The organism is Thioalkalivibrio sp. ARh3, assembly GCF_000377265.1.
GTDB lineage: Bacteria > Pseudomonadota > Gammaproteobacteria > Ectothiorhodospirales > Ectothiorhodospiraceae > Thioalkalivibrio > Thioalkalivibrio thiocyanoxidans.
In genome coordinates this window covers 203001-228402 of record NZ_KB897949.1, presented here as the reverse complement: position 1 = coordinate 228402, position 25402 = coordinate 203001, and the positions used below count along the sequence as shown (strand labels likewise).

Annotated in this window: 22 protein-coding genes and 1 tRNA gene; 12 read left to right on the top strand and 11 right to left on the bottom strand. The window is 66.3% G+C overall.

The features are described from left to right. Nucleotides 1-102: 102 nt before the first annotated feature. On the bottom strand, nt 103-921 hold the full coding sequence (locus C995_RS0107975; protein WP_018864431.1) for an OmpA family protein: 819 nt from the start codon (nt 919-921) through the stop codon (nt 103-105). Between the two features lie 2 nt (nt 922-923). Then, nucleotides 924-1748 (bottom strand): motility protein A, encoded by an 825-nt coding sequence (locus tag C995_RS0107970; RefSeq protein WP_018864430.1) that lies wholly within the window; start codon nt 1746-1748, stop codon nt 924-926. A gap of 143 nt (nt 1749-1891) precedes the next feature. Here C995_RS0107970 and C995_RS0107965 point away from each other — a divergent pair, with 143 nt between their 5' ends. From C995_RS0107965 to C995_RS0107950, 4 genes are all read left to right on the top strand, one after another. After that, the gene (locus C995_RS0107965) at nt 1892-2476 is read left to right on the top strand and encodes a LemA family protein (RefSeq protein ID WP_018864429.1); all 585 of its coding nucleotides are present in this window, start codon (nt 1892-1894) and stop codon (nt 2474-2476) included. Nucleotides 2477-2484: 8 nt separating this feature from the next. Further along, nucleotides 2485-4458, top strand: a complete 1974-nt coding sequence (locus tag C995_RS0107960; RefSeq protein WP_018864428.1) for a M48 family metallopeptidase — start codon at nt 2485-2487, stop codon at nt 4456-4458. A gap of 43 nt (nt 4459-4501) precedes the next feature. Continuing rightward, nucleotides 4502-4588: transfer RNA gene (locus tag C995_RS0107955), tRNA-Leu, on the top strand. A gap of 169 nt (nt 4589-4757) precedes the next feature. Continuing rightward, nucleotides 4758-7034, top strand: coding sequence for a diguanylate cyclase (locus C995_RS0107950; protein WP_026279022.1), 2277 nt, complete (start codon nt 4758-4760; stop codon nt 7032-7034). Nucleotides 7035-7113: 79 nt separating this feature from the next. On the opposite strand, the gene mnmD is transcribed toward C995_RS0107950, so the two are convergent. The 4 genes from mnmD to C995_RS0107930 form a co-directional block, all read right to left on the bottom strand. Beyond that, nucleotides 7114-8967 (bottom strand): tRNA (5-methylaminomethyl-2-thiouridine)(34)-methyltransferase MnmD, encoded by a 1854-nt coding sequence (mnmD, locus tag C995_RS0107945; protein WP_018864426.1) that lies wholly within the window; start codon nt 8965-8967, stop codon nt 7114-7116. 47 nt (nt 8968-9014) lie between these two features. Next, a complete protein-coding gene (locus tag C995_RS0107940; RefSeq protein WP_369771649.1) occupies nt 9015-10538 on the bottom strand; it encodes a peptidoglycan DD-metalloendopeptidase family protein in 1524 nt (507 codons plus the stop codon). Nucleotides 10539-10649: 111 nt separating this feature from the next. Beyond that, a complete protein-coding gene (locus C995_RS0107935; protein WP_018864424.1) occupies nt 10650-11432 on the bottom strand; it encodes an ABC transporter permease in 783 nt (260 codons plus the stop codon). Continuing rightward, nucleotides 11429-12406, bottom strand: coding sequence for an ABC transporter ATP-binding protein (locus C995_RS0107930; RefSeq protein ID WP_018864423.1), 978 nt, complete (start codon nt 12404-12406; stop codon nt 11429-11431). The genes C995_RS0107935 and C995_RS0107930 overlap by 4 nt, the downstream gene beginning before the upstream one ends. 88 nt (nt 12407-12494) lie before the next feature. On the opposite strand from C995_RS0107930, the gene C995_RS0107925 reads away from it, so the two are divergent. Then, nucleotides 12495-13886, top strand: a complete 1392-nt coding sequence (locus C995_RS0107925; protein WP_018864422.1) for a M17 family metallopeptidase — start codon at nt 12495-12497, stop codon at nt 13884-13886. Nucleotides 13887-13895: 9 nt separating this feature from the next. Here the strand turns inward: C995_RS0107925 and C995_RS0107920 are convergent, their stop codons facing one another. Continuing rightward, a complete protein-coding gene (locus C995_RS0107920; RefSeq protein WP_018864421.1) occupies nt 13896-14699 on the bottom strand; it encodes a creatininase family protein in 804 nt (267 codons plus the stop codon). Nucleotides 14700-14731: 32 nt separating this feature from the next. Further along, on the bottom strand, nt 14732-15520 hold the full coding sequence (locus C995_RS0107915) for an FkbM family methyltransferase (RefSeq protein WP_018864420.1): 789 nt from the start codon (nt 15518-15520) through the stop codon (nt 14732-14734). A 132-nt stretch (nt 15521-15652) separates the two neighbouring features. Here C995_RS0107915 and C995_RS0107910 point away from each other — a divergent pair, with 132 nt between their 5' ends. From C995_RS0107910 to C995_RS0107900, 3 genes are read left to right on the top strand one after another with little or no spacing between them, the layout of a single operon-like run. Further along, nucleotides 15653-16774 carry a ChaN family lipoprotein gene (locus C995_RS0107910; protein ID WP_018864419.1) on the top strand — a complete coding sequence of 374 codons (1122 nt, stop codon included), beginning with the start codon at nt 15653-15655 and terminating at the stop codon, nt 16772-16774. 13 nt (nt 16775-16787) lie between these two features. Then, on the top strand, nt 16788-18764 hold the full coding sequence (locus C995_RS0107905) for a M1 family metallopeptidase (protein WP_018864418.1): 1977 nt from the start codon (nt 16788-16790) through the stop codon (nt 18762-18764). Further along, entirely contained in the window at nt 18761-19180 is a 420-nt protein-coding gene (locus C995_RS0107900) for an HIT domain-containing protein (protein ID WP_018864417.1), read from the top strand. Before C995_RS0107905 ends, C995_RS0107900 begins: the two co-directional genes overlap by 4 nt. 6 nt (nt 19181-19186) lie before the next feature. Here C995_RS0107900 and C995_RS0107895 read toward each other — a convergent pair whose 3' ends face one another. Together C995_RS0107895 and C995_RS0107890 are read right to left on the bottom strand one after the other, a co-directional pair. Further along, a complete protein-coding gene (locus C995_RS0107895) occupies nt 19187-19834 on the bottom strand; it encodes an OmpW family protein (protein WP_018864416.1) in 648 nt (215 codons plus the stop codon). Nucleotides 19835-19926: 92 nt separating this feature from the next. After that, nucleotides 19927-20631, bottom strand: coding sequence for an SDR family NAD(P)-dependent oxidoreductase (locus C995_RS0107890; protein WP_018864415.1), 705 nt, complete (start codon nt 20629-20631; stop codon nt 19927-19929). A gap of 60 nt (nt 20632-20691) precedes the next feature. On the opposite strand from C995_RS0107890, the gene C995_RS0107885 reads away from it, so the two are divergent. From C995_RS0107885 to C995_RS0107875, 3 genes are read left to right on the top strand one after another with little or no spacing between them, the layout of a single operon-like run. Continuing rightward, the gene (locus C995_RS0107885; protein ID WP_018864414.1) at nt 20692-22212 is read left to right on the top strand and encodes a DUF1538 domain-containing protein; all 1521 of its coding nucleotides are present in this window, start codon (nt 20692-20694) and stop codon (nt 22210-22212) included. Beyond that, a complete protein-coding gene (locus tag C995_RS0107880) occupies nt 22209-22556 on the top strand; it encodes a hypothetical protein (protein ID WP_018864413.1) in 348 nt (115 codons plus the stop codon). Before C995_RS0107885 ends, C995_RS0107880 begins: the two co-directional genes overlap by 4 nt. Before the next feature lie 13 nt (nt 22557-22569). Then, nucleotides 22570-22962 carry a CBS domain-containing protein gene (locus tag C995_RS0107875; RefSeq protein ID WP_018864412.1) on the top strand — a complete coding sequence of 131 codons (393 nt, stop codon included), beginning with the start codon at nt 22570-22572 and terminating at the stop codon, nt 22960-22962. A gap of 151 nt (nt 22963-23113) precedes the next feature. Here the strand turns inward: C995_RS0107875 and C995_RS0107870 are convergent, their stop codons facing one another. Continuing rightward, nucleotides 23114-23875 (bottom strand): class I SAM-dependent methyltransferase, encoded by a 762-nt coding sequence (locus C995_RS0107870; protein WP_026279020.1) that lies wholly within the window; start codon nt 23873-23875, stop codon nt 23114-23116. Nucleotides 23876-24057: 182 nt separating this feature from the next. Between C995_RS0107870 and C995_RS0107865 the strand changes: the two genes are divergently transcribed. Next, nucleotides 24058-25401, top strand: a complete 1344-nt coding sequence (locus C995_RS0107865) for a phosphomannomutase/phosphoglucomutase (RefSeq protein WP_018864410.1) — start codon at nt 24058-24060, stop codon at nt 25399-25401. The last annotated feature ends 1 nt before the right edge of the window (nt 25402 follow it).

Below are 25402 nucleotides of genomic sequence, written 5' to 3'. Positions count from 1 at the left end.
TTCGCTCATAAGCTGGAGAAGCGGTGCATCTTTGGGGCCGCAGGCACGGCAGTCAAGTCGGGGTGGCAGTCCGCTGGCCTCCCGGGGCCGTAAAAGGAGCCCTTACGGATCCGCGGGCGTCGAGGACTCGAGGATCAGCGCGACACGGCGGTTTTCGGCGCGTCCGCGCTCGGTGTCGTTGCTGGCCACGGGCTGGGTGTCGGCGCGGCCCACAGCGCGCAGTCGCCCGGCGTCGAGCCCCTGGTCCAGCAGGTAGCGGACTACGCCGCTGGCGCGAGCGGAGGAGAGCTCCCAGTTGGATGGAAAGTGCTCCGTCGCGATCGGGATGTTGTCGGTGTGTCCCTCGACGGTGATCAGCCCTTCGTGCTCGTCCAGCAGGGGTTCCAGCTGCGTCAGCAGCGCCCGACCTTCCGGCTGCAGATCGGCCTGCCCGCTGGCGAACAGGATCTCGTCCTGGATGCGTAGCTCGGTACGGCCGGGGTGCTCCACGACCTCGACGCCCTGCGGCGCCTGTTCGCGCATCCTGGACGCGGTCGCGGCTGTGCCCTCCGGGTCGGGAGCGTCCGCCTCCGGCTGCGGTCCATACAGCCGCTCCTCGAGATCACCCAGGTCCCCCATCAGCGGCGCGATCAACGGGTCCTGGATGGCCTGACGGTCGGGGTGGGCGAGCTGGATGGGCTGCGCTGCGCTGGCCAGGGGGCGGTCGTCGCGCGGGTCCATGAAGGTCAGCATTATCACGAAGATGACGATGACCAGGGTGAGCACATCGAGGTAGGTGAGGATCCAGGCGTGTTCGTCATCGCGCTGGCGTTCGCCGGGGTATGAGCCCAGAAACGCCTGCTCCGGACGCGTGGCCGCCTGGGCATCCATCTCGGCCTGCATGGCCGCACGGTCGGAGGTGGAGTAACCAGGGCTGGGCATACTCAGGTGCGTTCCTGGCTTTCGGCTTCATCCGCCTCGGCTACGCCGTTCGGCTCGGTCTGGCGGATCTCGTCGCGGTGGTTCTCCATGAACGAGCGCAGGGTCTCGCGGATATACCCCGGGGTGCGGCCCTTGCGCATCAGCATGATGCCTTCGAGCACCATGGTCATCAGCACGACGCGGCCCTCGGTACGCCGTTCCAGCTTGATCGCGATCGGGCGGAACACGAGATTCGCCAACAGGATGCCGTAGAACGTGGTGATCAGGGCGATCCCCAGATTGACCGCGATGATGGTGAAGTCGTCGGTCTCGGTGGTCAGCAACAGGTTGATCAGGCCGATCAGCGTGCCCAGCATGCCGAAGGCTGGGGCATAGGTGGCCATGGTGCGAAACATCTGGGCATCGGCCTGTTCGCGGGCACGCAGGCGGGCCATGCGCCAGTTGAGCAGGTCCTGGATGTCGTCCATCGGGGTGTCGTCGATCACCAGCTGGATGCCGGTGCGCAGGAACGGATTCTGGATCTGCTCCAGGCGCTGCTGCACGCCGCGCAGGTTCTGCGAATACCAGTAGCGCGAGACCTGGACGATCTCTTCCAGGTCGCGGGCGATGTCGTAGCGTTCCTCGCGGATGGCATGCGCCCCCGCACGAAAGACCCGCAGGACCTCGTGAAAGGGGTAGCTCATCAGGGTCGCGGCGATTGTGCCGCCGAGCACGATCCCCAGCCCTGGCAGGTTCAGGAAGGCGTGCAGGTCCTGCGAGGAAAAGGCGATCACGCTGCCGAAGACCAGCAGGCTGCCGATGATGCCGAGAAGGGTCGAGAGGTTCATTCAGGAATCCGTTCCGTAACGCGTCTGGTTAATGGGGGTCAGGGTATAGCACGTCCGCGCCGGGTTCACGCAGGCCCCGGCGTTCGCCGGCGGCGTCGTTCCTGCGTACACTCGGGGCTTTGTTTGCTGAGGGAGAGGCCGGCATGGAATGGGTGCTGATCGCGATTGTGGTGCTGCTCGTGGTCTGGGGGGTCTGGACCTACAACCGCCTGGTGACGGCGCGCAACCGTTACAAGAACGCGTTTGCCCAGATCGACGTCCAGCTGACCCGGCGCTACGACCTGATCCCCAACCTGGTGAAGGTCGCGGAACGCTACATGAGCCATGAGCGCGATACGCTGGAGGCGGTGATCCAGGCGCGCAACCAGGCGATGGACCGGCTGAAGCAGGTCGGTGGGGACCCCACCAACACCGAGGCCGTGCGCCAGCTGTCCGGCGCCGAGCAGGGGCTGTCCGGCGCGCTGGGGCGGCTGTTCGCGCTGTCCGAGAACTATCCGGACCTGAAGGCCAACGAGAACATGATGCAGCTCTCCGAGGAGCTGACCAGCACGGAGAACCGGGTGGCCTTCGCCCGTCAGGGCTACAACGACGCGGTGATGCAGTACAACATCCTGCGCGAGATGTTCCCGAACACCCTGATCGCGAACAACTTTGGCTTCCGCCCGGCGCAGTTGCTGGAGATCGAGGATCCGCAGAAGCGCGAGCCGGTCGAGGTCAACTTTTCCTAGGAATCGCCGTGAACTTCTTCGAACATCAGGACCGTGCCCAGCGCCGCACGCGGATGCTGCTGGGCCTGTTCATGCTGGCCGTGCTGGCCATTGTGGTGGTGATGAACCTGATCGCGCTGGTGCTGTTCGGCCAGACGCAGGCAACCGCACCGGGGGAACCCTGGCTGACACGGGAGTTTCTGCGCGACAACCTGGACGTGGTCGGCTGGACCAGCGCGTTCACCGTGGGCCTGATCGGTCTGGGCAGTCTCTATCGCATGCTGAGCCTGCGCGATGGCGGTGGCGCGGTCGCGCGCGAGCTCGGGGGCACGCGAATCGAGGGCGATACCCGGGACCCGTTGCGTCGACGCCTGATGAACGTGGTGGAAGAGGTCGCGATCGCCTCGGGTGTGCCGGTGCCCGAGGTCTATGTGCTGGAGCAGGAGCCCGGGATCAATGCCTTTGCGGCCGGCTATTCGCCGTCCGATGCCGCGGTCGCGGTGACGCGCGGCGCGCTGGAACACCTGAATCGGGACGAGCTGCAGGGCGTGGTCGCCCACGAGTTCGGGCATATCCTCAATGGCGACATGCGCATGAACATCCGCCTGGTCGGGATGCTGTTCGGGATCCTGGTGATGGCCCTGATCGGGCAGCGCGTGCTGTTTGCGATGCGCTATTCCCGCAACAACCGTAACGCCGGCGGGGTCGTGGTCGCGGGCCTGGTGCTGATGATCGTCGGCTATATCGGCCTGTTCTTTGGCCGCTGGATCCGGGCCTCGGTGTCGCGCCAGCGCGAGTACCTGGCGGATGCCTCGGCGGTGCAGTTCACACGCCAGCCCGAGGGCATTGCCGGGGCACTGAAGAAGATCGGGGCAAGCTACTCCGGACTCAACGCGGACAGCGAAGAGGTTGGCCACATGCTGTTCGTCAACGGCGGCCTGGGCCGGATGTTTGCGACCCATCCGCCGCTGGAAGATCGTATCCGCAAGATCGAGCCGAGTTTTGATCCCTCGGAGCTGGAGACCGTACAACAACGCATGCAGGACGATGCGCGGCGCCGGCGCGAGGAGCAGGAGGCCGAGGCCGCCCGCGAACAGGCCGAGCCGAAGGCCGGGGGTGGGCTGGGGCTGCACCCCGAGGCCCTGATCGACGCGATCGGCGATCCCGGCCTTGCGCATATCCTCGGGGCCGGGTTCCTGGTCGCTGCGGTGCCGAATGCACTGGAACGTTCAGTGCACTCCGATCGCTGGGCCGCCGAGGCCGTGCTGTACCTGCTGATTTCACCAGATTCGGAGGTGCGGGATGCCCAGCTGATGCGCATCCTCGAGACGCGCGGCGAAGACAGCGAGAAGCGCGTACGCGAACTGCTGCAGGAAGTGCCCGAACTCAGCCGGGATCTGCGCATCCCGTTGCTGGAGATGGCCTTCCCCGTGCTGCGCCGGCACCCGCCACAGGAGCGTGAAGTCCTGTCGGGGCTGGTGGACGCACTGATTCAGGCCGATGGGCGGGTGTCCGCCTTCGAATATGCGCTCGGGCGGCTTGTGCGGCGTCAGCTGCGGGATATCGAAAGACCCTCTCAGGCGCGTTCGGGGGGCCGGCGTCGGCTGGCCGACAACAGCGGCCAGGCGCGCTACGTGCTGGCGGTCCTGGCCCACCATGGACACCCGGACGACCCGGAAGCGGCGGTTACCGCCTTCAATGCCGGCGTGGCGGCGCTCACGGGCATCATGCCGCTGGAGTCGGAGGCCCCGCCGGAGCTCGAGCAGGCTACCGCCGGTACTGCCTGGGCGTCCGTGCTGGACAAGGCCCTGGAGCGGCTCGACGAGTTGCGGGTCAAGGACAAGCGGACTCTGGTCGAGGCCATGCTGGCAACCGTTCAGCGCGGCGGTGGCGTTCAGGTGGCCGAGATCGAGCTGCTGCGCGCGATGGCCGCTGCACTGCACATCCCGCTCCCCATCGCCGAGATGGCGGTTGTCTCACAGGGGGACGGGCCGTCCGACTGAGACTCCACACCCGGCCGGCGTAGCCGGTATGATGCGAGACCCCGGGGGCGTGGCGGAACGGGTAGACGCAAGGCACTTAAAATGCCTCGGCCGCAAGGCTGTGCCGGTTCGAGTCCGGCCGCCCCCACCATATCCTTTCCCGACGTATGACGTTTCCGGCCTCAGCGCATGAGGTTTCTGGCGTGATCCCCCGGTTCCGCGGGATTTTTCTGTGCCTGGCGTGAGCAGTGATCTCATCGTTCCCAGCAGCAGCGATTAGGCGCATAGTGGGAGTCCGGCAGGTAGTGACAGGCCTGGGCATGGATGACAGCACACTCCCGCGTAGTCCCGAACCGAAACAGTCCCGCCTGCACGAGGAGCGGAACTGGCGGTCCAGGATGGGGCCATTGCTCGCCGCGTTGGTGGCAGCCGTCCTGTTCGTCGGGTTGTTTCTGCTGATCGATCGTGCCTGGAAGGTCCAGCTGACCGAACGCAAGAGTGCGGCCGTCACCAGCGAACTGGCCAGTCTGGGCGCTCAAGTAGAAAGCCAGATCAATGGACTGGTGCATTCGACCATTGGTCTTGCCGCCTATGCCTACGTGCACCCCGATCTCGGGGACACCGAGTTCGAGCGCGTTGCCGAGCGCTTACATCGTGGGCACGAAGGCCTGATGATCTCCCTGACGCTGGCACGGGGGTCGGTGATCGAGCTCGTCTATCCCCTTGAGGGCAACGAGGCCGTGGTAGGGCTCGACATCGGCGCGCACCCGGAACAGGCGGACTCGTATCACCGGGTCCTGCAGGAACGCGAACCCGTAGTGGCGGGCCCCTGGCCATTGGTGCAGGGCGGGCAGGGGATTTTGATTCGCGCGCCGGTATATACCGGACCGGACCTGGATAACCGCCCGGAGCAGACGGCCAGCGGTGCAGGCGAACATTTTACAATCACTAGCATCGCGCTGGATCTTGATGCGTTTTTGGAGCGTGTCGGGCTCCATGATCGCTCGGAGCATCTGCATCTTGCGCTGCGCGGCCAGGATGGTGCGGGCGAGGTCGGACCGTTCTTCCACAACCCCGACGCGCTTGATGCGACCGCCCCATACACCCATCGGATTCGCTTTCCCGGCGGCGAATGGCAACTCCTGGCCGATGTAGGTCCGACGCAACCGGGCACGGATCGGCCGGTGGCCTGGTGGGCCCTGGGAATCGTGGGCGCGCTCGCGGTCGGTGGGTATACCTATCGTGTAGGTACGGGTTTGCGGCAACGGCGCCGCGAACTCGATCGCTATCGCGGGCTGGTCAATCGGCTCGCGGACCCGACACTTGTGGTGTCAGGCCGGCGCATCCTTTGGGCCAATCCGGCGTTTACCCGAATGCTGGGTTATCAACGGTCGATCGATATGGATCTGGAGCACCTGAATATGGTGCACCCGGATGATCTGTATCAGCTTCCCCCGAATCTGGATTTTACGGAGATGAATCCGGATACGCTTGGCCGCGAGGTCCGTATTCGCCAGGCCGACGGGGACTATCGGTACTTTCTGTTGCGCTGGGTTCCGGTGGAGTGGGAGCAGGGCCACGCCTTGCTGGTCACATTCCTCGATGTACACGAGAACCGTCTGCTCTTCGAGGCCCTTGCCGCCGCCCGGGATCTTCAGGATGCCATGTTCGAGGCGGTCCCGGGCGACGCCCTGGTGATCGATTCGGAGGGCACGATTCGACGGGTATTTGGCGATACCTGCCGTCGCTTCGCGTCCTGCGAGCCCCTGATCGGGAAAAGGCTGGACCAGCTAATGCCGTCGAGCCTGGCGGCCGGTTTTCTCGCAGTGGTGCACCGCGCGATCGAGGAGGAAACGCTGCAGACGCATGACTACTACCTCGAGACTGACGTGCTGAAAAACTTTGGCGTCCCCGTTCACGATGGGCGCGCGCGGTGGTACGAAGGGCGGATTCGCCCGCTGGCGTGTTCGGTCAGTGGGCGCCCCGCAGTGGTCTGGCACGCCCTGGATGTTACCGAACGGCGCGAGCTGGAGCTGCGGCTCAAGACCATGGCCTGGGAGGACCCGCTGACCGGGATGGCGAACCGTGCGGCGCTGGACCGGGCGTTTCCGCGGCTGGCAGCCCGCGCCGACCGCCAGCGGGGGCGCCTCGCGCTTCTGTTCATCGACCTGGATCGTTTCAAGCCCGTGAACGATCGCTTTGGGCATGCGGTGGGCGATCAGCTCTTGCGGCAGATTGCAGGGCGGTTGAAGTCGCACCTGCGCCCCGATGATGTCCTGGTGCGTCTGGGTGGAGACGAGTTCATCGTCTTGACGGCGCCGCTGGACGAGCGCGACGAGGGTCAGCACCTCGCGGAGCGGTTGCGGCAGGACCTCGACAAGCCCTTCCACGTTCAGATCGGGGATACCGAGGTTGCGGAGTTGCAAATCAGCTCCAGCATTGGCGTCGCGTTTTACCCGGATGCGGGCCAGCAACTGCCGGAGGTCATGGTCGCCGCCGATCGCGCGATGTATCAAGTGAAGACCCGGGGGCGCAATGGCGTGGCTCTGGCGGACGAGGTGCCCCCTGCCGGCGCGAGGCCTGCAAACCACGGGTAAAAATCGGCTGGCACGGAGGGGCGGCGCGCCTCCCGCGTGCCGGTCCCCGGATCCCGGCGGACCCCCCCCGTGAGACGGGCTAGGCCAGGGGGCGTTGCGGGTCGAGGCGGGCTGCGGTGCTGTCCAGCAGCGGCTCCGGCAAGTCCAGCAGACGATCGGCGAGAAGTTCCGCCGCCACGGGTGCGTACAGCAGCCCGCGCGAGCCGTGGGCCACATTCAGCCAGACGCGGTTCCCGCCGTCCCGGCGACTGGGGCCGAGGAGCGGCAAGCGATCACGCACCACGGCCCGTATGCCGGTCCAGCGTTCCAGGATCTCGATCCGGCTCGGGTCATGCAGCCCCGGGACCCATGCAAGGTGTTCGAGGTTGAGCTGGTCGTCTTGCGTATGTGGCGTCGTGTCGGGGGGAGGGTTCGAGGATGGCGCCGGTTGTGTGTGCCGATATGTGGCCCCAATCCATGCCTCGCCAGGGCCCAGAGGGATGCAGTAACCCCGACCTGTGGCGACCTCTCCGCCCCAGTCCGGTAGCGGGGCGCGAATCCGGGTCATCTGGCCCACCACGGTGGAGACCTGTTCCAGTTCGGGGCACAGGGGGCGCCCACCAGGTGCCGCCGTTGCGAGGATCACGTGATCCCATACCCCGGGCGGCTCGGTTGGGCCCGCCTCCAGGTGCAGGCCCGCGTCGGTGGCACTCAGGCCGGTGACTCTGCTTGTCGCTATTGCAGGGAGCAGCTGAGCGATGCCCGAGCAAAACCGGGCCAGATTGAGGCCGCAGCCCTGGGGGTAGTAGAGGCGTGGTTCCGGACCCGAGTCAGGCCCTCCCCTGCGCTCGAACAAGAATCCGGTGTGTTCCGGGCCCGCGTGCTGAAGCCGCTGGACTCGCTTGCGGGCATGTGCGCTGACCCCATGAAAGGAGACCCCTTCCGCGAGCACAGGGTCGATCCGTGTTTGGCGGGTGACCTCGGCGAGCAGTGCACGAGTCGAGCGCGTGCCGGCCAGCGCCAGGTGGTTCAGTTCGGTATCGGTGGGGTGGGGGTTCGGCAACAGGACGGCCGCGGGGTTTCCCGATGCGCCGCCCCCGGCCCCGGCGGGGTCGAATACCCGCACATTGCAGCCTCGACGTTGCAGTGCGAATGCGGTGGCGAGGCCCGCGACACCTGCACCGACCACCGCAATGCGGGGGGCGTTGTCCGTGCGGGGCGATGTCCCGGCCAAATGCCCGATCAGGCGTTCCCGCTTGTGGCCATGCCCTGGGGCGCGCTCGACCTCGAAGCCAACAGCCTCCAGGTCGCGGCGCACCTGACCCGCGGCGGTGTAGGTGCCAAAGGTAGCGCCCGGGCGTGACAGCCGGGCGATTTGACGAAAGACCGCGGTGTTCCACAGCCCCGGGTTCGAGCGCGGGGCAAATCCGTCGAGGAACCAGGCATCGATGCCGCCGCGGATCTGCGCCAGCAGCGGGGCCGCGTCTCCGAGACCCAGCGTGAGGACTGCTTGTGCGCCGGGAAATATGATCCGGTGCAGACCGCTGACCGGCGGCGGGTACTGTGCCCGCAGGGCCCGGCTGTCGGCATCGTCCAGCCCCAGCCGTTGATGGACCTCGTGCAGGGCGTCTGGAGACAGGGGATGGGCTTCCAGGCTGAGTATTGAGAGAAAGGCGCCCTCGGGGGCATGCCGCCGCCACTGCTGCAGCGTCAGCAGTACATTCAAGCCCGTTCCGAAGCCCGTTTCCCCAATCGCGATCCGCCCCCCGGCCGCAAACCGCTGCGGGAGTCTGTTGGCGTCGATGAAGACCTCACGGGCTTCGGACCGGGGGTCATCCGAGCCGAAGTAGGCATCCTGGTATTGCGGTGCGTAGGGACGGCCGTCGCGCCAGACGAGTTCCGCCTGTGCAAGGGGCTCGCAGGGGATGGTGGGCGAATGGGCGGGATGGACCATCGAACTACGCCCCGTGGGACACGGGGCGCTGTTTTCCAGCTGGCGAACTACTGGCTCACCAGGTCATCGTAGGGGGTGAACGCGACCTGGGTGTTACGTTCGCTCTCGTCGAGTTGTGCCAGCAGGGTCTGGCTCACGCCCTTGAATTTCTCCAGTTCCTCGCCGGAGAGCGATTCGCTTTCCGGGAGTTCCACACGCATCGGATCGCGCGGCTGGTTGTTCACGTGGATCTCGTAGTGCAGGTGCGGCCCGGTCGAGCGTCCGGTGTTGCCGGACAGGGCAATGCGATCGCCGCGTTCCACCGTGTCGCCCACACTGACCAGCTGGCGGTGCAGGTGCAGGTAACGGGTGGAATAGCCCTGGCCGTGCTCGATTACGATGAAGCGGCCGGCATAGGGATGATTCTCGACCCGGGTAACGCGGCCATCGGCGGGCGCCTTCACCGGTGTGCCAATCGGCATTGCGAAGTCCGTTCCGGAGTGGGGTGCGACCCGGCCGGTAACCGGGTGACGGCGACGCGGATCGAAGCCGGAGCTGATGCGGTAATTGCCCGAGAACGGCCGGCGATCGAAGGGCGGCAGCAGGCTCTCGCCGTCCGGGGTGTAGAAGCGCCCGTTGGAGTTGCGGGCCGCGCGTACCGAGATGCGCTGGCCTTCGTAGTCAAAGGCGAGCAGGCGCAGGTTGTGCGGGGTGTCGTCACCGACGAGGGTTTCCATTTCGAGCAGCAGGGTGAACTCGTCGCCACTGCGTGCATGCGTGCGGACCGGAAGATAGCGATCCAGCAGCACCGCCAGGGCGTTGGCGGCGCGTGGCGACAGGTCGGTACGCTGTGCGAGCGCGGCGGAGATATTGCCGTCGATCTCGGCGCTGATCACCATATGACTGACTTCGCGCCCATTTTCGACCTCGGCCCGCTCGAAGTCCCAGCCCTCCTCCTCGCGGACCCATTCGTATCCGCTGGCGCGATCGGTCCACAGGCGCAGGTGGGTCAGATACCCTTCGTCGTCAACCTGCCATTCGATTTCCTGTCCTGGACGGATGCGGTTGAGGATCGATGCGTTATCGTCATCGTCCAGCAGGCGATAGAGGGTCGCCAGCGGCAGGTCCCAGTCGCGGTGCCACAGGCTGGTGAGGCGTTCACCCTGCTCCAGTGTATGGGTGTTCCAGTCGGAACGGTCCTCGTCGACTACCTGGTCCTCCCCTTCATCGAGGTCGAAGGTCTCGTACGAGGTCGGGTAGTCGGTCTCGTCGTCGAAACCGGAGTCATTGATCAGGTCGGTTGCGTAGGCGACCCGGGTGGCCTCGGCGTCGAAGTGCGAATCCGCGGCTTCGCCGGTGGCCGATCCGCCCGGTTGGGGGAGGCGCTCGGCCTGACCATTGTGTTCACCGGGGGAAAGGGTGGGTACCTGCGGCGTCATTTTGCCGTTGGCCCCGGCCTGCAGCGCCGCAATGTCGAGCGGCTGCGAGGTTTCTGCGGGTTGAGAAGCGAGAAGGAGACTGGCGCTGATTGCTACAGCGAGCCCGGCTGCGCCGAGAAGAAAGACGGGTGGAATCTTTCGTTTGACGCCCATATGGCCTCTACCCTGAAAAGTTTCCGCTTTATACCACGTTTTTTCGGGTAATAAACCCCCTCTTGCCCACTTTGCAGGTGCTTGCGGGCAGGAAAGCGTCATTACGATGCATCAGGACCGGATCCCGATACCCCGTTTCAACAATACCAGTGCTGCGGTGTACAGGACTGCGATGAAGAGCCCGATTACGGCAAAGGAAACGGCAATCGGGAAGTCGCTCGCACCAAGGCTTCCGTAGCGGAACCCGTCCACCATGTAGAGGATCGGGTTGAGCATCGACACGCCCTGCCAGAACTCCGGGAGCAGGCTGACCGAATAGAACACCCCCCCAAGATAGGTCAGGGGGGTCAGCACGAAGGTGGGCACGATCGCGATGTCGTCGAAGGTGCGCGCGAAGACGCCGTTGATCAGCCCGGCCAGTGCGAACAGGATCGAGGTGAGCAGGACGACGACCAGCATCACGCCCGCGTTGTGGATGCTCAGAGGGCTGAAGAACAGCGAAACCAGCAGGACCGCCACCCCGACGCTGAGCCCGCGGGCCACACCCCCGAACACAAAGCCCAGGATGATCACGCTGTTGGGGATCGGCGAGACCAGCATCTCCTCGATATGGCGCTGGAACTTGGAGCCAAAAAAGGACGAGACCACGTTCGAATAACTGTTGGTAATCACCGCGAGCATGATCAGCCCGGGGACGATGAAGTCCATGTAGCGAAAGCCGTCCATCTCCCCGATGCGCTCGCCGATCAGTCCCCCGAAGATGATGAAGTACAGGGCGGTGGTGATCACCGGCGGCAGGATGGTCTGGACCCAGATGCGCGCGAAGCGCAGGACCTCCTTGGTCACGATGGTGCGAAAGGCGACCCAGTAGTCGTGCAGGTGGCGCGCGCTCATTGCGGATTTTCCGGCTGCTCGGCTGCGCCTTCGGCGCCGGGGGTGAGATGACTCGGCTCCGGCTCGTTGCGTGTCATCCGCAGGAACAGCTCTTCCAGCCGATTGGCCTTGTTGCGCATGCTCTGAACCTTCAACCCCGCCTGGTCCAGGGTGCGGAAGAGGTCGTTCAGGTGCTGCCCCCGCTGGATGTCCGCCTCGAGGGTGAGTTCGTCGATCTGCCGGATCGGGATCTCGGTGTCCTGGGGCAGCTGCAATACCGGCTCGCTGAGATCCAGCACCATGGTCTCGGTCTCGAGCTTCGCGAGCAGCTGTTTCATCGTGGTGTTTTCGACGATCTGGCCATCATCGATGATCGCGATGTTGCGACAGAGGGACTCGGCCTCCTCCAGGTAGTGCGTGGTCAGGATGATGCTGCGGCCATCGGTATTGATGCGCCGCAGGAACTCCCACATCGAGCGGCGCAGCTCGATGTCCACCCCGGCGGTAGGCTCGTCCAGGATCAGCAGACGCGGCTCGTGCACCAGGGCGCGGGCGATCATCAGGCGCCGTTTCATCCCGCCGGACAGGGTGCGGGCCATGTCCTTGCGCTTCTCCCACAGGCCCAGCTCGCGCAGGTAGTGCTCGGCGCGGCGCCAGGCCTCGTGGCGCGTGATGCCGTAGTAGCCCGCCTGGTTCACCACGATCTCGCCGATAGGCTCGAAGTTATTGAAATTGAACTCCTGAGGCACCAGGCCGATCGAGCGCTTGACCGCCTGTTGATCGCGGTCGAGGTCGTGCCCGAAGACGCGCACCTCACCGGCCGTCTTGTTGATCAGCGAGGTGATGATGCCGATGGTCGTCGACTTGCCGGCCCCGTTGGGTCCGAGCAGGGCGAAGAAACTCCCGGGCGCCACCTCCAGGTCGATGCCCTTCAGGGCCTCGAATCCGTTCTTGTAGGTCTTGCGCAGGCCGCGAATTTCCAGCGCTGGTGTCATGCTCACATCCTGTGACGGTGGGTGTGCCGGCCGGGGCGGCCAACGGGCGTTATTATGGCCATTTTGACCGAACCGGGAGGAAAGCCGCGTGGATTCTGCCTTTGTTGAAGCCGCCGACGATGCCATCGATCTGGTGCCCGTCACCGCCGATACCCTGGAGGCCCGTCTCGAGGCCGCCCCGCCGACCTGGCGCGCCTGGGCCGAGGCGGGGCGTTTCGAGGGCAAGGACGGGCAGGTCCTGCGCGTGCCGGGCGATCATGGGCAGCTGGCGGCGGTCCTGGTGGGGTTCGATGCCGATACCCCCCTGTGGATGCTGGCGGCGGCCGCCGAGACCCTGGCCACGGGGCACTATCGCCTGGCCACGGATGGACTGGACCCGGCGACACAGGAGCAGGCCGCGATCGGCTGGGGCCTGGGCTGCTACCGCTTCGATCGCTACCGAGCGGTGGAGGATCGGCCGGCACCGCGGCTGGTCTGGCCCGAGGCGGTCGACCGCAAACGCGTGGCCGCCTACATCGAGTCGATCGCCATGACCCGGGACCTGATCAACACCCCGGCCGCCGACATGATGCCCGCGAATCTCGCCCTGACCGCACGCGAGCTGGCCGAGACCTTTGGCTGCAGCCTGCACGTGGTGAGCGACAGCGATGCGCTGGAGAAGTCGTACCCCTGCGTGTATGCGGTGGGCGAGGCGAGTGCGCATGGCGCGCGGGTGATCGAGCTCACCTGGGGCCCCGCGGATGCCCCATCCGTGGTGCTGGTAGGCAAGGGCGTCTGTTTCGATTCCGGTGGCCTGAACCTGAAGCCGGGCAACTCCATGCGCCAGATGAAAAAGGACATGGGCGGGGCGGCGATCGTGCTGGGGCTCGCCCGCCTGATCATGGCGACGGAACTGCCGGTTCGGCTGACGGTGCTGATCGGGGCGGTGGAGAACGCGGTGGGTTCGCGTGCATTCCGCCCCGGCGACGTGCTGACCGCGCGCAACGGCAAGACGATCGAGATCGACAACACGGATGCGGAAGGGCGGCTGGTACTGGCCGATCTGCTGGACCGGGCCGGCAGCTTCCACCCGGACCTGCTGGTGGACTTCGCCACCCTGACCGGCGCCGCCCGCGTCGCGGTGGGGACGGAGATCAGCGCCGTCTTTGCCAGCGATGCTGACTGGGCGAAGGCACTGGAAACCCCGGCCAGGGCCTGGGACGACCCGGTCTGCGCATTGCCGCTGCATGCCCCGTATCGCTACATGCTGGACAGCGATGTCGCCGACATCGTCAACAGCTCGACCGGTGGCTACGCCGGCGCGATCACGGCGGGACTGTTCCTGAAGGAGTTTGTGCCGGAAGACGTGCCCTGGCTGCACTTCGACATCATGGCGTTCAACGTGCGCGCGCGGCCGGGCCGGCCCAAGGGAGGCGAGGCGATGGGGCTGCGCGCGCTGTACGGGGCGCTGGAAGGGCGCTACGCCAGCCAGAGCGGGTAAGCGGGTCCCTCAGCGGGCCAGGCGGTCGATCGGGAAGGCGGCGGTGTCGGTGATCGCGCGCGCGAGGCCTTCGGCGTAGTGGTCGATCAGGGCCCGTCCCAGCTCGGGCGTGGCGCGGTCCGCGGCCCCCACGACGCCGTCTGGGTGGAGATCATCCGCCAGCCAGGCGAACGCGGTCTCGCCGGTGGGGCCCAGGCACTGGCTCGTAGCCTCGAGATCCTCGCCCAGCGAACGGGCGTCCTGTGCGCGATCCATCCGGACGAGCGTGGGTGCCAGCACGCGCATCATCGCCGTCTCGATCAGGCCGCCGTGCAGGCCGTGCCGACGCTCGCGCTCGGGGATCTCGATGGTGTTCGGCAGGGGTTGCAGGAAGTAGTGGTGCTTGGTGGCCAGCAGTCCATGCGCCCGGCGCAGATCCAGCGCGGCGAGCTCCATGATCGCAGTGTTGCCCCCGTGGCTGTTGGCCAGCACCAGGCGGCGAAAGCCGGCGCCGGCGACGGCTCCCCCGATCTCGCGCAGCACGGCCAGCGCCGTCTCCGGCGTCAGGCTCAGCGTCCCGGCGAAACGGGTATGTTCGGCGCTGGTGGCGATCGCCATCGGCGGCAGTACCAGCGGCTCGAGGTCACTCGGGAGGAGTGGCGCCGCCGCGTCCAGCAGGCCCAGGCCGATACGCAGGTCCGTATCCAGCGGCAGGTGGGGGCCATGCTGCTCGATCGCGGCCAGGGGCAACACCACCACCGCGTCGCGACGCGCATAGTCGGCGACGGCCTCGGTGGTCAGGTCCTGCCAGCGGGTCAGGGTACGGGTGTCCATTCAGGGAGCGTTGTCCGCGAGCGCGGCGCGGGTCAAGTCCCGCGCAGCCGGGCGTAGATGTCGCCGGAACCCACTCGCGCCACATGCTGGTCCAGCCAGGCGCGGACGGCCTCCGCTGTCTGCCAGGTGTGGAACTGGAATCGGCGCTGTTCACCCACGATCAGGTTGTACTCGTAGTTGCCCAGGGCGGCCAGTTGTGAAAGGCATTCCTCGGTGACCTCTTCGGCGCCGGCCACGAACTCGAACGACAGCGCGGGGACGGGCTGGCTGAGCCCGCGCAGGACCTCGGCCTCCAGACCCTCGACGTCGATCTTGCAGAAGGCCGGCAGGCCGTGTTCGGCAATCAGCTGGTCCAGGGTGACCATCGGGACCGCGACCTGATCGTCCCAGGTCACCTTGCGGAAGCTGCGATTGCGTTTCGCGATCTCGCGTGTGAAGCGTCGCGAGACCGAGGACACGGTCGGGGTGCTGCGACTGACCTCCAGTTGCGCGGTACCATTCTCCGGTCCCACGGCCTCGCGGCGAATACGCACGCCAGGGAGCCTGGAGGTCGCCTTGCGCAGCAGCCGCAGGATCTGGGGCTGCGGCTCGAGCGCGACGACGCGCGCCCCGAGCGCGGCGAAGGCGCGGGTGCGGTCCCCGATATGGGCACCGATGTCGAACACGAGATCACCGGGCCGCACGAATTCGGCGTAGAGGCGGCGCAGGCCGGCCTGGCGTCCGGGTCGCCAGTAGATCGCCATCGAGCGCAGGGCGCCCAGCCATCCCTGCAAACGCTGCGGGAATCGGTTGCGCGCGGCGGTGTCCCGGGGGGTGTCCATCCCGGCAGGCTACCGGACGCGGAACGTGGCGACCATCATGGGGTCCGAGAGTAGGTCTATCACCGGGGATGGAGCCCCAGACAGGAGAGTGGCATGCAGAGCAGAGGAATCCGGCGGCGTGGCATTGGCGTAATGCTGGCCGCCATGCTGGCCGCGCCGGTGTTGCCCGGTGTGGCCAGTGCAGCCTGTCCGGCCCCGGGGCAGTGGGCCACGCCGGCCGGTGATGAGCTGGACCGGGCGGAGCTGTTCGCCGAGCTGGCGCAGGCGGATGCCGTGCTGCTGGGCGAGCGCCACGATCGCATGGATCACCACCGCTGGCAGCTGGGGACGCTGGCGGCCCTGCACGGACAGCGCCCGGATATGGTGATCGGGCTCGAGATGCTGCCGCGCTCGGTGCAGCCGGTGCTGGACGAGTGGGTGGCCGGCGAGCTGGACGCGGATGCGTTCCTGCGCGACAGCGACTGGTATAGCCACTGGGGGTTCGATCCGGCGCTGTACTGGCCGATTCTGCATTTCGCCCGTGTACATGATGTCCCGCTGGTGGCGCTGAACGCCGAACGCACGCTGGTGCAGCGGCTCGGACAGGAAGGCTGGGAGGCGGTGCCGGAAGACGAGCGTTATGGCGTCAGCCAGCCGGCAGATCCGCCCGAGGGCTATCGCGAGTATCTGGTGGAGGTGATGGAACGCCATCCGGCGGGCATGGAACGCGACCCCGATCAGTTCATCGGGTCACAGCTGGTCTGGGACCGGATGATGGCCGCCGGCATCGCCGACGTCCTGGGGTCTTCGGACGAGCCGCCGCTGGTGGTCGGGATCATCGGTTCCGGTCACCTGCAGTACGGGCACGGCGTGCCGCATCAGCTGGCGGATCTGGGCTTTGACGATGCCCCGGTCCTGCTGCCCCGCGAGCACCGGGACGACTGCTCCGCGGCCGAACCGGACCTGGCCCGAGCGGTGTTCGGGATTACCGATGGTGACCGGTTTGACCTTGCAACGCCGCTACTCGGGGTACAGCTGAGGGGTGACGAGGGCCGCGGCGTGATTATCCAGGGTGTGCAGTCGGGCTCCGTGGGCGAAGCGGCGGGCCTGGAGGGGGGCGACCGTGTCCTCCGCGCTGGCGATCAGGCAGTGGAGCGCCCGTCGGATCTGCAACGGATCGTCCAGCGCGTGACACCGGGCACCTGGCTGCCACTGGAGATCGAACGCGACGGCGAGGCCGAAGAGCGCGTGGCCCGATTCCCGTACGGCGAGTAATCGAGGGAGCGATATGCGTACGGTGTGGTGGACCTCGATCGGCCTTCTGGCATCGCTGGGCGTCTCGGCCGCTTCGGCGGCGGGCAACGATTACGCCGAGCCCGACGCCGACTTCCCGCTCGGCTTGAGTGTGCAACTGCACCCGGGGGAATCGACCTTCGACGGGCGTCTGGCGCTGGATCTGGAGGCCCTGGACCGGGATCCGCCGGGCCGGTTGCGCCTCGATCCCGCCATGGGCGTCGATGCGGTCACGCTGGATGGCGACTCCATCGAATACGAGCTGACCGATTCGGGGTGGCTGGAGCTGGGCGATGCCCCGGCGGAGCGGGGTTCCGGTCTCCTGATCGTCGAGTATGGCGCGAGGTTGTCACGGCCTGACCAGGCGCGTCCGGGCTCGGGTTTCCTGGGCGAGGAGGCCGGGTTTCTGCCGGCCGGGGCGGGCTGGTATCCCGCGCTGGAGGACGAGCCCGTGCCCATGCGGATTCACCTGAAGGTGAAAGATGGCCAGAAGGCCGTCGTGTCGGGCTCGCTGGTGGACGAAGGCGATGAAGGGGATCGCTACTGGGCCCGTTACGAACACCCGGCCGCGCGCAGTCTGGCGCTTGCCTCCGGCATCTGGGAGTCGGGCGTGATCGAGGGTGACGGCTGGAAGGTGCGCACCCTGTTCCCGCGGTCGCTGCACGAGGCCTTCGGCGAGACCTACCGCGAGAAGACCGCCGAGTACATCGAGCGCTTCGAATCCGAGATCGGGCCCTATCCGTACAGCAGTCTCACCGTGGCGGCCTCGCCGCAGCCGGTCGGGCTGGCGTTCTCCGGTTTTACGCTGTTGGGCGAACAGGTGATCCCGCTTCCCTTTATCCCGCATACCTCGCTGGGCCACGAGGTCCTGCACATGTGGTGGGGAACGGGCGTCTATGTCGATCGATCCGGCGGTAACTGGTCGGAGGGGCTGACCACCTACATGGCGGACTACCAGTTCAAGCGCGAGGCGGGCGAGGGGCGCGAGGAGCGGGGCCAGTGGCTGCGCGACTACGCCGCGCTCCCGGCAGAAGAGGATCGCGCCCATGGCGAGTACCGGGGCGGCAACCAGGGCGCGCTGCGCATCGCCGGGTACCACCGGGGCGCGATGATCTGGCGGATGCTGGAGGACTGGATCGGGCGCGAGGCGTTTCTGGAGGGTGCCCGCACGCTCTACGACGAGTGGAAGGGACGCGAGGCCGACTGGGAAGCGCTGATTGTGGCCTTCGATTCCGCCACCGACGAGGATCTGGAGCCGTTCTTCCGCCAGTGGATCGAGCGCCGCGGGGCCCCGGCGCTCGAGCTGGCCGATCTCGCGGTCGAGCAGGAGGCGGATGGGTGGACGCTGTCGGGCACGTTGCGTCAGTCCGGCGATGACGAACCCTGGGATCTGCGTGTACCGCTTGTGGTCGAGACTGAACAGGGGGCGGAGACGTTCTGGCTAACGCTGTCCGAGAGCGACAAGTCGTTTGAAGTGGAGCTGGATGCCAAGCCGCTGCGCGCTGCCGCAGATCCGGACTGGCGGCTGTTTCGCCATCTGGCCGAAGACGAATCGCCGGCGATCCTGCGCCGCGCCGCACTGGACCCGGATACACAGGTGATCGCGCTGGGTTCGGCGCGGCCGGTCGAGGTGGCGCCCTGGCTGGGGCGCGCACCCGAGCAGACCCAGAACGTGGAGGGTACCCGCATCGTGCTGGGCGATCCGGACTCGGTGCGCAACTGGCTGCGCGCCCGCGACTGGCCGGAATCGCCGGTGGCGATCGACAGCGATCTGCCCGAGTCCCCGGACGCTGCCGCCTGGGCCCTGCCCGGCGAGGATGTGATCGTGATTGCGGGCCCGGACGCGCAGCAACGCCGCGCGCTGGCGGGCGAGCTGCGCCACCGGGCGCATTACAGCTATGTATTGCTGGAAGGGGACGAGCGCAGCACCGGGCACTGGGCCACGCCGGGCATCTGGCAGGAACTGCAATGAACGAAGCGTTCGAACTGGACGGGCGGCTGCGCGCGGATACCTGGTTCGTCGCGGACTGGCCCCTGTCGACGCTGCTGCTGATGGATCATGCGGCGATCCCGTGGTTCATCCTGGTGCCGCGTCGAGTCGGTCTGCGCGAGCTGCATGATCTTGGTGCCGACGATGCGGCGATGCTCGCCCGGGAGTCCACGGCCCTGGCGCGGGCGATGCAGGCGGCATTCGAGCCGCAGACGCTGAATGTGGCCAAGCTCGGCAATATCGTCGGGCAGCTGCACCTGCACCATGTCGCCCGCCAGCCGGGCGATCCGGCCTGGCCCGGCCCGGTCTGGGGCGTGCCCGCCGAGCGGGGCCTGGAAAAGCACGAGGCCGAGGTCCGCATACAGCGGGTCCTCGGCCTCGTGGAAGGGCTCGGTTAGGTCGGTTTAGAAGCGGTAGCCGACGTTCATCCCGAAGCTCCAGGGGTCGATCTCGACGGTGCCGATGCGGTCGCCGTCCAGACGCGCGGTGCTCTCGATGTCGATCCAGCGCACCTCGGTGTTCAGGAACCAGTTGTCGTCCAGTGCGATGTCGATCCCGGCCTGTACTGCAACACCCCAGGAATCGTCGAGTCGCAGACGGTGGTCGGAAAGGCCCCCGCGCGTGGTGGTGTCAAAGAAGTGGGTGTAGTTGACGCCGGCCCCCAGGTACGGGCGGAACGCCGATCCGGTGTTGAAGTGATACTGCAGGCTCAGGGTCGGCGGCAGGAGACGGGTGTATCCCACGCGGTCGCCCTCGAGCGAGATGTCGTGCTTGAACGGGATCCCGACCAGCAGCTCCATGCCAAGGTTGTCGGTAAACATGTAGGTTACGGAGCCGGTCGGGCGGGTGCTGGAACCGACATCCACGCTCAGATCGGCCGGGGTCAGTTCGCCATTGTCGGACTTCGGCGAGATGTAGGTCAGGCCGCCGCGCAGCAGCCAGTCGCCGGCGGAGACATCCGCGCTGGCAGCGGTCGCATGGGCCGGGATCAGGGCAGCCGGGGCCAGCAGGCCGGCCAGGGCAAGGGCACGAAAGGTCAGGGTACGGCGCATGTTCGGTTCCTCCGACAATGTGATGGTTCGGAGGTACTATTGCCCGCCTCGCATTAGCACTTGTTGATGCAGATCATGCGTGGCAACGGTTTTCAGAACGGCAGCCGCTGGCCCTCGAAGTCGTAGAAACTCCCGGAATCCGACGCGTCCAGACGATCCAGCACCTTCAGGAGTTCGCCGGTGGCGTACTCGGGCTCCAGCACTTCGGAGGCACGGGCCCGATAGGGCTCCGACAGACGGGTTGCACAGGTCCCGGGCTGCAGGGCGATCACTGCGGCCTGGCGATGGCTGAAGCGCAGCTCCAGCGCCATCGTGCGGACGATCTGGTTCAGCGCGGCCTTGGAGGCGCGGTAGCTCACCCAGCCGCCCAGCTGATTGTCCTCGATGGAGCCGACGCGGGCCGACAGCGTGGCGAGGATGCCCTTGCGCTGACGCGGCAACAAAGGCGCGAGGTGTTTGAACAGCAGGGCCGGGCCGATGGCGTTGATGGCAAATGAGCGCGCCATAATCGCCGGGTCCAGGTCGCGCAAGCGCTTCTCCGGCCCGTGGCCGTCGAGGGTCAGGATGCCGGTGGCGTCCAGGACCAGGTCCCACTCCTGGGCCTGCTCGCGGAGCCAGGCAGCTGCGCGTTCGATGCTGGCTTCGTCGAGGAGATCGACGGGTGGTTCGCTGTGGCGGCTCAGTCCCACTACGCGTTCGCAGTTCGGGTCGTTCTCCAGGTGTTCGACGAACGCGGCGCCGAGCCCGCCCGTGGCACCGACGACCACGGCGCGATAGGGTATCTGCAGGGATTCCATACTGCCTGCGACCGCGGCGCGGGGAATTGATTCCGGGGCCATGCCTCGGCAAGGGAGCGCATGAACTTTCTCCACACGCTGGGCCATGCGGCGCGCAATCTTGCGCCCATCGTGATCGTGGTCGCGGTGTTCCAGGCGCTGGTGCTGCGCACGGTGCCGGATGGCCTGCTGTCCATGGTGGTCGGGCTGACCATCGTGGTCTTTGGTGTTGCGCTGTTCCTTCAGGGCCTGGAGATGGGGATTTTCCCCATCGGCAAGAACCTGTCGAACGCGCTCGCTCGACGTGGCTCGCTGCTGTTGCTGATGGCGTTCGGCTTTACCCTCGGGTTTGCCACCGTGATCGCGGAACCGGCGCTGATCGCGGTGGCGGAACAGGCGGAGCTGATCAGCGAGGGACGCATCGAGGGTTTGGTCCTGCGGCTGATCGTCGCGCTGTCGGTGGGTGCCGTGGTCGCGCTGGGCATCCTGCGCACGATCATGGGCCATCCGCTGCACTGGTACATCCTGACGGGCTACGTGCTGGTGGTGCTGGTGACCTTCTTTGCCCCCGAGGAGATCGTCGGCCTGGCCTACGACTCGGGCGGGGTGACCACGAATATCGTGACCGTGCCGCTCGTGGCGGCGCTGGGCCTGGGCCTGGCGGCCTCGATCAGCGGGCGCAACCCGCTGCGCGACGGCTTTGGCCTGGTGGCGCTGGCCGTGATGGTCCCGATGATTACGGTGCAGCTGTACGGGATCATCGTGTTTGCCGGCGCCGAGGTCGATGCCCCGGGCAACGGCGAGACCGCGGCGATGGACGCGGACACGGACCTGCCGGGCGCGGGCGAGCGCCACTGGCTCTCCGCAATGGGGATGGATCTGTTGCTGATGCTGCGCGATGTCGCACCGATCATCGCGGTGATTGTGGTGTTCCAGTACTTCGTGCTGCGCAAGCGCATCCCGTACCTGCCGCGCGTGATCTTCGGCTTCGTGCTGGTGGTACTGGGCCTGTACGCCTTTGTGGTCGGACTCAAGATGGGGCTGTTCCCGATCGGCGAGAGCATGGCCGAGCAGCTGATCGCCAACGAGCTGTTCCTGTGGGTCTACCTGTTCGCCTTCTCCATCGGCTTCGCGACCACGATGGCCGAACCCGCCCTGATCGCGATCGGCCAGAAGGCCGAGGAGGCGGCGCGCGGTTCATTACGTGGCAATGTGATCCGCATCTTGGTCGCGCTGGGCGTGGCGATCGGCATCACCATCGGGGTGCACCGCATCCTGGCGGGAGACTCCATCCACCAGTACATCATGGCCGGTTACCTGCTGGTGATCGTGCTGACGATCCTCGCGCCCAAGCAGATCGTGGCACTGGCCTTTGACCTGGGCGGGGTGACGACCTCGGAGGTGACCGTGCCCCTGGTCACGGCCCTTGGCATCGGCCTGGCCACCCATCTGGAAGACCGCAATGTCCTGATCGACGGCTTTGGCCTGATCGCCTTTGCCTCGATCTTCCCCATCGTCACCGTGATGGTCTACGCCATCGTGGTGGATATCTACGAGCGTTGGACCGGCAGGGATCGCGCACAACAGGAGGACTCGACATGAGATTTTCGGCACTGATCGCCGTGCTCCCGGACGACATGGAACCGCGGGCCATCGAGACGGCCAAGGCGGCGGGCGCCGGGGGTGTCACCATCATGGATGCCCGTGGTATTGGCGCGGAGGCGCGCAAGACGTTTCTGGGCATGACCTACGAGGGCAGCCAGTCCGTGCTGATGTGGGTGCTGGAGAAGAAAGTGGCGCTTAACGTGCTCAAGGCCGTCAGCCAGGAGCTGGAACTCGAAGGAGATCCGCGCGGGGTGGCGTTTACGGTGGATATCGCGCATCTGGCCGGGATCGGGCGCAAGCAGATCGAGCAGTTCCAGGAACACGTGAAGGAAGAAATCTGAGGAGCACAAGACCATGCTGGTGAGCGAGATCCTGAAGTCCGACGTGATTACCGTGTCGCCGCTCGCGCCCTTGCGCGAGGCGATGCAGCTGATGCGGCAGCACAAGGTGAAGTCCCTGGTGGTGGACAAGCAGCACGAGCACGATGCCTACGGGATCATCACCTACACGACCATTCTCAAGACGATTGTGGCCGAAGAGGGCGATATCGACCTCTCCAATGTCTACGACGTCTGCGCCAAGCCGGTGATTACGGTGCCGGCGGAGATGGACGTCAAGTATGTGGCCCGGCTGATGGTGACCCAGGGCATCCGGCGGCTGGTGGTGCTGCGCGGCAATACCCTGGAGGGAATCGTCACCACCAGCGATATCGTGGGTTCGATCCTCGAGATGGCGGATATGGAATGAACCTCGGCACTGCCCGGTGTCGGGACGGGCAGGCGGTCGTCTCCCAATAAGTCAATCATTTACAAGAAACTCCGTGGCCACTTACGGAGACACAAAAAAGGCCGGCATTCGCCGGCCTTTTCCATGCGTGCGCTGAGGCGTCGGTAACGGCTTACCCGCGACGGCGCAGCACCCAGATTTCCAGCAGGGCCCATTCCTCGCCGGGATAGTTTTCCTGCTCCAGCGGCGACAGGCGACGGTGACGGGTCGCGGTACTGCCGACAAAGTCCAGACGACTCAGCAACAGGCGCTTGGTGGCGTCCGCTTTTTCCAGTGCGAAGGGGTTGAGAAAATTCACCAGCATGTAGCCTTCGCCCTTGCCCCGTGCGAAGGCATCCACCAGGCTCTCGATGGCCGGCGGGTCCAGATAGACCAGCGAAGCGGTGGAGATGACGATGTCCGCCTCTTCCATCGACTGCTCGATCGCGTTGCGGGTGTCGGCATCCGCCTGGTTCAGGTCGGCCTCGAAGGTCTGGTCGAACAGACCCGCGCTCTTGCCGTAGGCCAGGGCGTTGCCGGAGATGTCGATCCCGGTCGTCTTCATCGGCAGGCGGCGCGGGGCGGCGACCGTCTTGCAGGCCTGCTCGTCGGCCCAGTTGGCGCGGATCGCCTGGACATCCATGCCGTGCACGGCCGCCATGGTGGTGTTGCCAAAGCAGCAGCACAGGTCGACGTAGTTCAGGGTCTTGCCCGCATCGGCCTGTTGCTGCGCCCAGGGGAGGATCAGCCGGTCGAAGGTTTGCCGGTTGAAGTCGTCGGAGATGTAATCGAGCGCGTCGATGATGCGCTCCTTGAACGGCACCGGGGTCTCGGCGACGTAGATATCGTCGAAATGCTGTTTCTTCTCCTCGGTCTTCACTTGCGGCTCACTCATCGACTTCTCCTCGTTGGATAAACCCACCATGGTCGGGGTCATGAGGCGCTAGCGTCAAGTATGAACATTTTCATTGCTGTAACCGGCGTCGCGCCATGTCGCGGGTCTGCTATGTATCATGAAGAGAAAGGAGTGCGAGCTGCCGGCGGGCCGGCAGTCGGAGGGGGCCGGAAGGGAACTGCATGAAGATCGAGTGCTTCAAGGCGTATGACATTCGCGGCCGCGTGCCGGATCAACTCAACCCCGCGGTGGTGCACGCCATCGGACGCGCCTTTGCCGAAGAGGTCCGCCCCGGCCGAACGGTGGTGGGGCACGACATCCGCCTGTCCAGCCCGGAACTGGCCCAGGCCCTGATGGAAGGATTGACGGCCGGGGGCAGCGATGTCGCCGACATCGGCCTGTGCGGCACCGAAGAGGTCTATTTTGCAACCGCGCACTACGGGGCCGGCGGCGGGGTGATGGTCACCGCCAGCCACAATCCGCTGGACTACAACGGCTTGAAGCTCGTCCGTGGCGAGGCGCGCCCGATCAGCGGCGACTCCGGGTTGCAAGCGATCCGGGCATGCGCCGAGCGGGGCGACTTTCGCCCCATGCCCCAGGGCCAGATTCATCCGTTGGACCACCGGCGGGACTATATCGCCCGGGTGCTGGCTTCGGTCGACCGCGAGGCCTTGCCGAAGCTGCGCGTCGTCGTGAACCCGGGCAATGGCGGGGCGGGCCCCGTCCTCGAGGCGCTGGAGCCGCATCTGCCGTTTGAGCTGATCCGGGTGAACTTCGAACCGGACGGGCATTTCCCCAATGGCATCCCCAACCCGTTGCTGCCGCAGAACCGCGCGGCGACGGCCGATGCCGTGCGGCTGCATGGCGCGGATCTGGGCGTGGCCTGGGATGGCGACTTCGATCGTTGCTTCTTCTTCGATGCGGCGGGAGATTTCATCGAGGGCTACTACATCGTGGGGCTGTTGGCACAGGCCTGTCTGGAAGGGCATCCGGACGAACGGATCGTCCATGACCCGCGCCTGACCTGGAACACCATCGAGATGGTGCGGGCCGCCGGGGGCGAGCCCATCCAGTCAAAGACCGGACACGCGTTCATGAAGGAGCGCCTGCGCCACGAAGATGCCATCTACGGCGGCGAGATGAGCGCCCACCACTACTTCCGCGACTTTTACTACTGCGATAGCGGGATGCTGCCCTGGCTACGGGTCGCCGAGTTGATGGGGCGCCGTGGTCAGGCATTGGGCGAAATGGTCGCCGAGCGCGTCGCGCGTTACCCCTGTAGTGGCGAGCTCAACTTCGAGGTCGAGGATGTCGCAGCCGCTACCGATCGCGTGCTGAAGTACTTGGAGGGGCAGGGGGCTGTGGAAGATCGCACCGACGGGGTCAGCCTCGAGTTTCCGGACTGGCGCTTCAACCTGCGCAGCTCCAATACCGAGCCGCTGTTGCGGCTGAACGTCGAGACCCGCGCCGATCCGGCCTTGCTGGAGCGTCGCGTGGAAGAGCTTTCCCGCCTGATACGGGGATAAC

What these genes read in the sequence shown, in the direction of transcription:
- C995_RS0107975 (WP_018864431.1), bottom strand. Translation starts at nt 921, where the DNA reads ATGCCCAGCCCTGGTTACTCCACCTCCGACCGTGCGGCCATGCAGGCC.
- C995_RS0107970 (WP_018864430.1), bottom strand. Translation starts at nt 1,748, where the DNA reads ATGAACCTCTCGACCCTTCTCGGCATCATCGGCAGCCTGCTGGTCTTC.
- C995_RS0107965 (WP_018864429.1), top strand. Translation starts at nt 1,892, where the DNA reads ATGGAATGGGTGCTGATCGCGATTGTGGTGCTGCTCGTGGTCTGGGGG.
- C995_RS0107950 (WP_026279022.1), top strand. Translation starts at nt 4,758, where the DNA reads ATGGATGACAGCACACTCCCGCGTAGTCCCGAACCGAAACAGTCCCGC.
- mnmD (WP_018864426.1), bottom strand. Translation starts at nt 8,967, where the DNA reads ATGGTCCATCCCGCCCATTCGCCCACCATCCCCTGCGAGCCCCTTGCA.
- C995_RS0107940 (WP_369771649.1), bottom strand. Translation starts at nt 10,538, where the DNA reads ATGGGCGTCAAACGAAAGATTCCACCCGTCTTTCTTCTCGGCGCAGCC.
- C995_RS0107935 (WP_018864424.1), bottom strand. Translation starts at nt 11,432, where the DNA reads ATGAGCGCGCGCCACCTGCACGACTACTGGGTCGCCTTTCGCACCATC.
- C995_RS0107930 (WP_018864423.1), bottom strand. Translation starts at nt 12,406, where the DNA reads ATGACACCAGCGCTGGAAATTCGCGGCCTGCGCAAGACCTACAAGAAC.
- C995_RS0107920 (WP_018864421.1), bottom strand. Translation starts at nt 14,699, where the DNA reads ATGGACACCCGTACCCTGACCCGCTGGCAGGACCTGACCACCGAGGCC.
- C995_RS0107915 (WP_018864420.1), bottom strand. Translation starts at nt 15,520, where the DNA reads ATGGACACCCCCCGGGACACCGCCGCGCGCAACCGATTCCCGCAGCGT.
- C995_RS0107910 (WP_018864419.1), top strand. Translation starts at nt 15,653, where the DNA reads ATGCTGGCCGCCATGCTGGCCGCGCCGGTGTTGCCCGGTGTGGCCAGT.
- C995_RS0107905 (WP_018864418.1), top strand. Translation starts at nt 16,788, where the DNA reads ATGCGTACGGTGTGGTGGACCTCGATCGGCCTTCTGGCATCGCTGGGC.
- C995_RS0107900 (WP_018864417.1), top strand. Translation starts at nt 18,761, where the DNA reads ATGAACGAAGCGTTCGAACTGGACGGGCGGCTGCGCGCGGATACCTGG.
- C995_RS0107895 (WP_018864416.1), bottom strand. Translation starts at nt 19,834, where the DNA reads ATGCGCCGTACCCTGACCTTTCGTGCCCTTGCCCTGGCCGGCCTGCTG.
- C995_RS0107890 (WP_018864415.1), bottom strand. Translation starts at nt 20,631, where the DNA reads ATGGAATCCCTGCAGATACCCTATCGCGCCGTGGTCGTCGGTGCCACG.
- C995_RS0107885 (WP_018864414.1), top strand. Translation starts at nt 20,692, where the DNA reads ATGAACTTTCTCCACACGCTGGGCCATGCGGCGCGCAATCTTGCGCCC.
- C995_RS0107880 (WP_018864413.1), top strand. Translation starts at nt 22,209, where the DNA reads ATGAGATTTTCGGCACTGATCGCCGTGCTCCCGGACGACATGGAACCG.
- C995_RS0107875 (WP_018864412.1), top strand. Translation starts at nt 22,570, where the DNA reads ATGCTGGTGAGCGAGATCCTGAAGTCCGACGTGATTACCGTGTCGCCG.
- C995_RS0107870 (WP_026279020.1), bottom strand. Translation starts at nt 23,875, where the DNA reads ATGAGTGAGCCGCAAGTGAAGACCGAGGAGAAGAAACAGCATTTCGAC.
- C995_RS0107865 (WP_018864410.1), top strand. Translation starts at nt 24,058, where the DNA reads ATGAAGATCGAGTGCTTCAAGGCGTATGACATTCGCGGCCGCGTGCCG.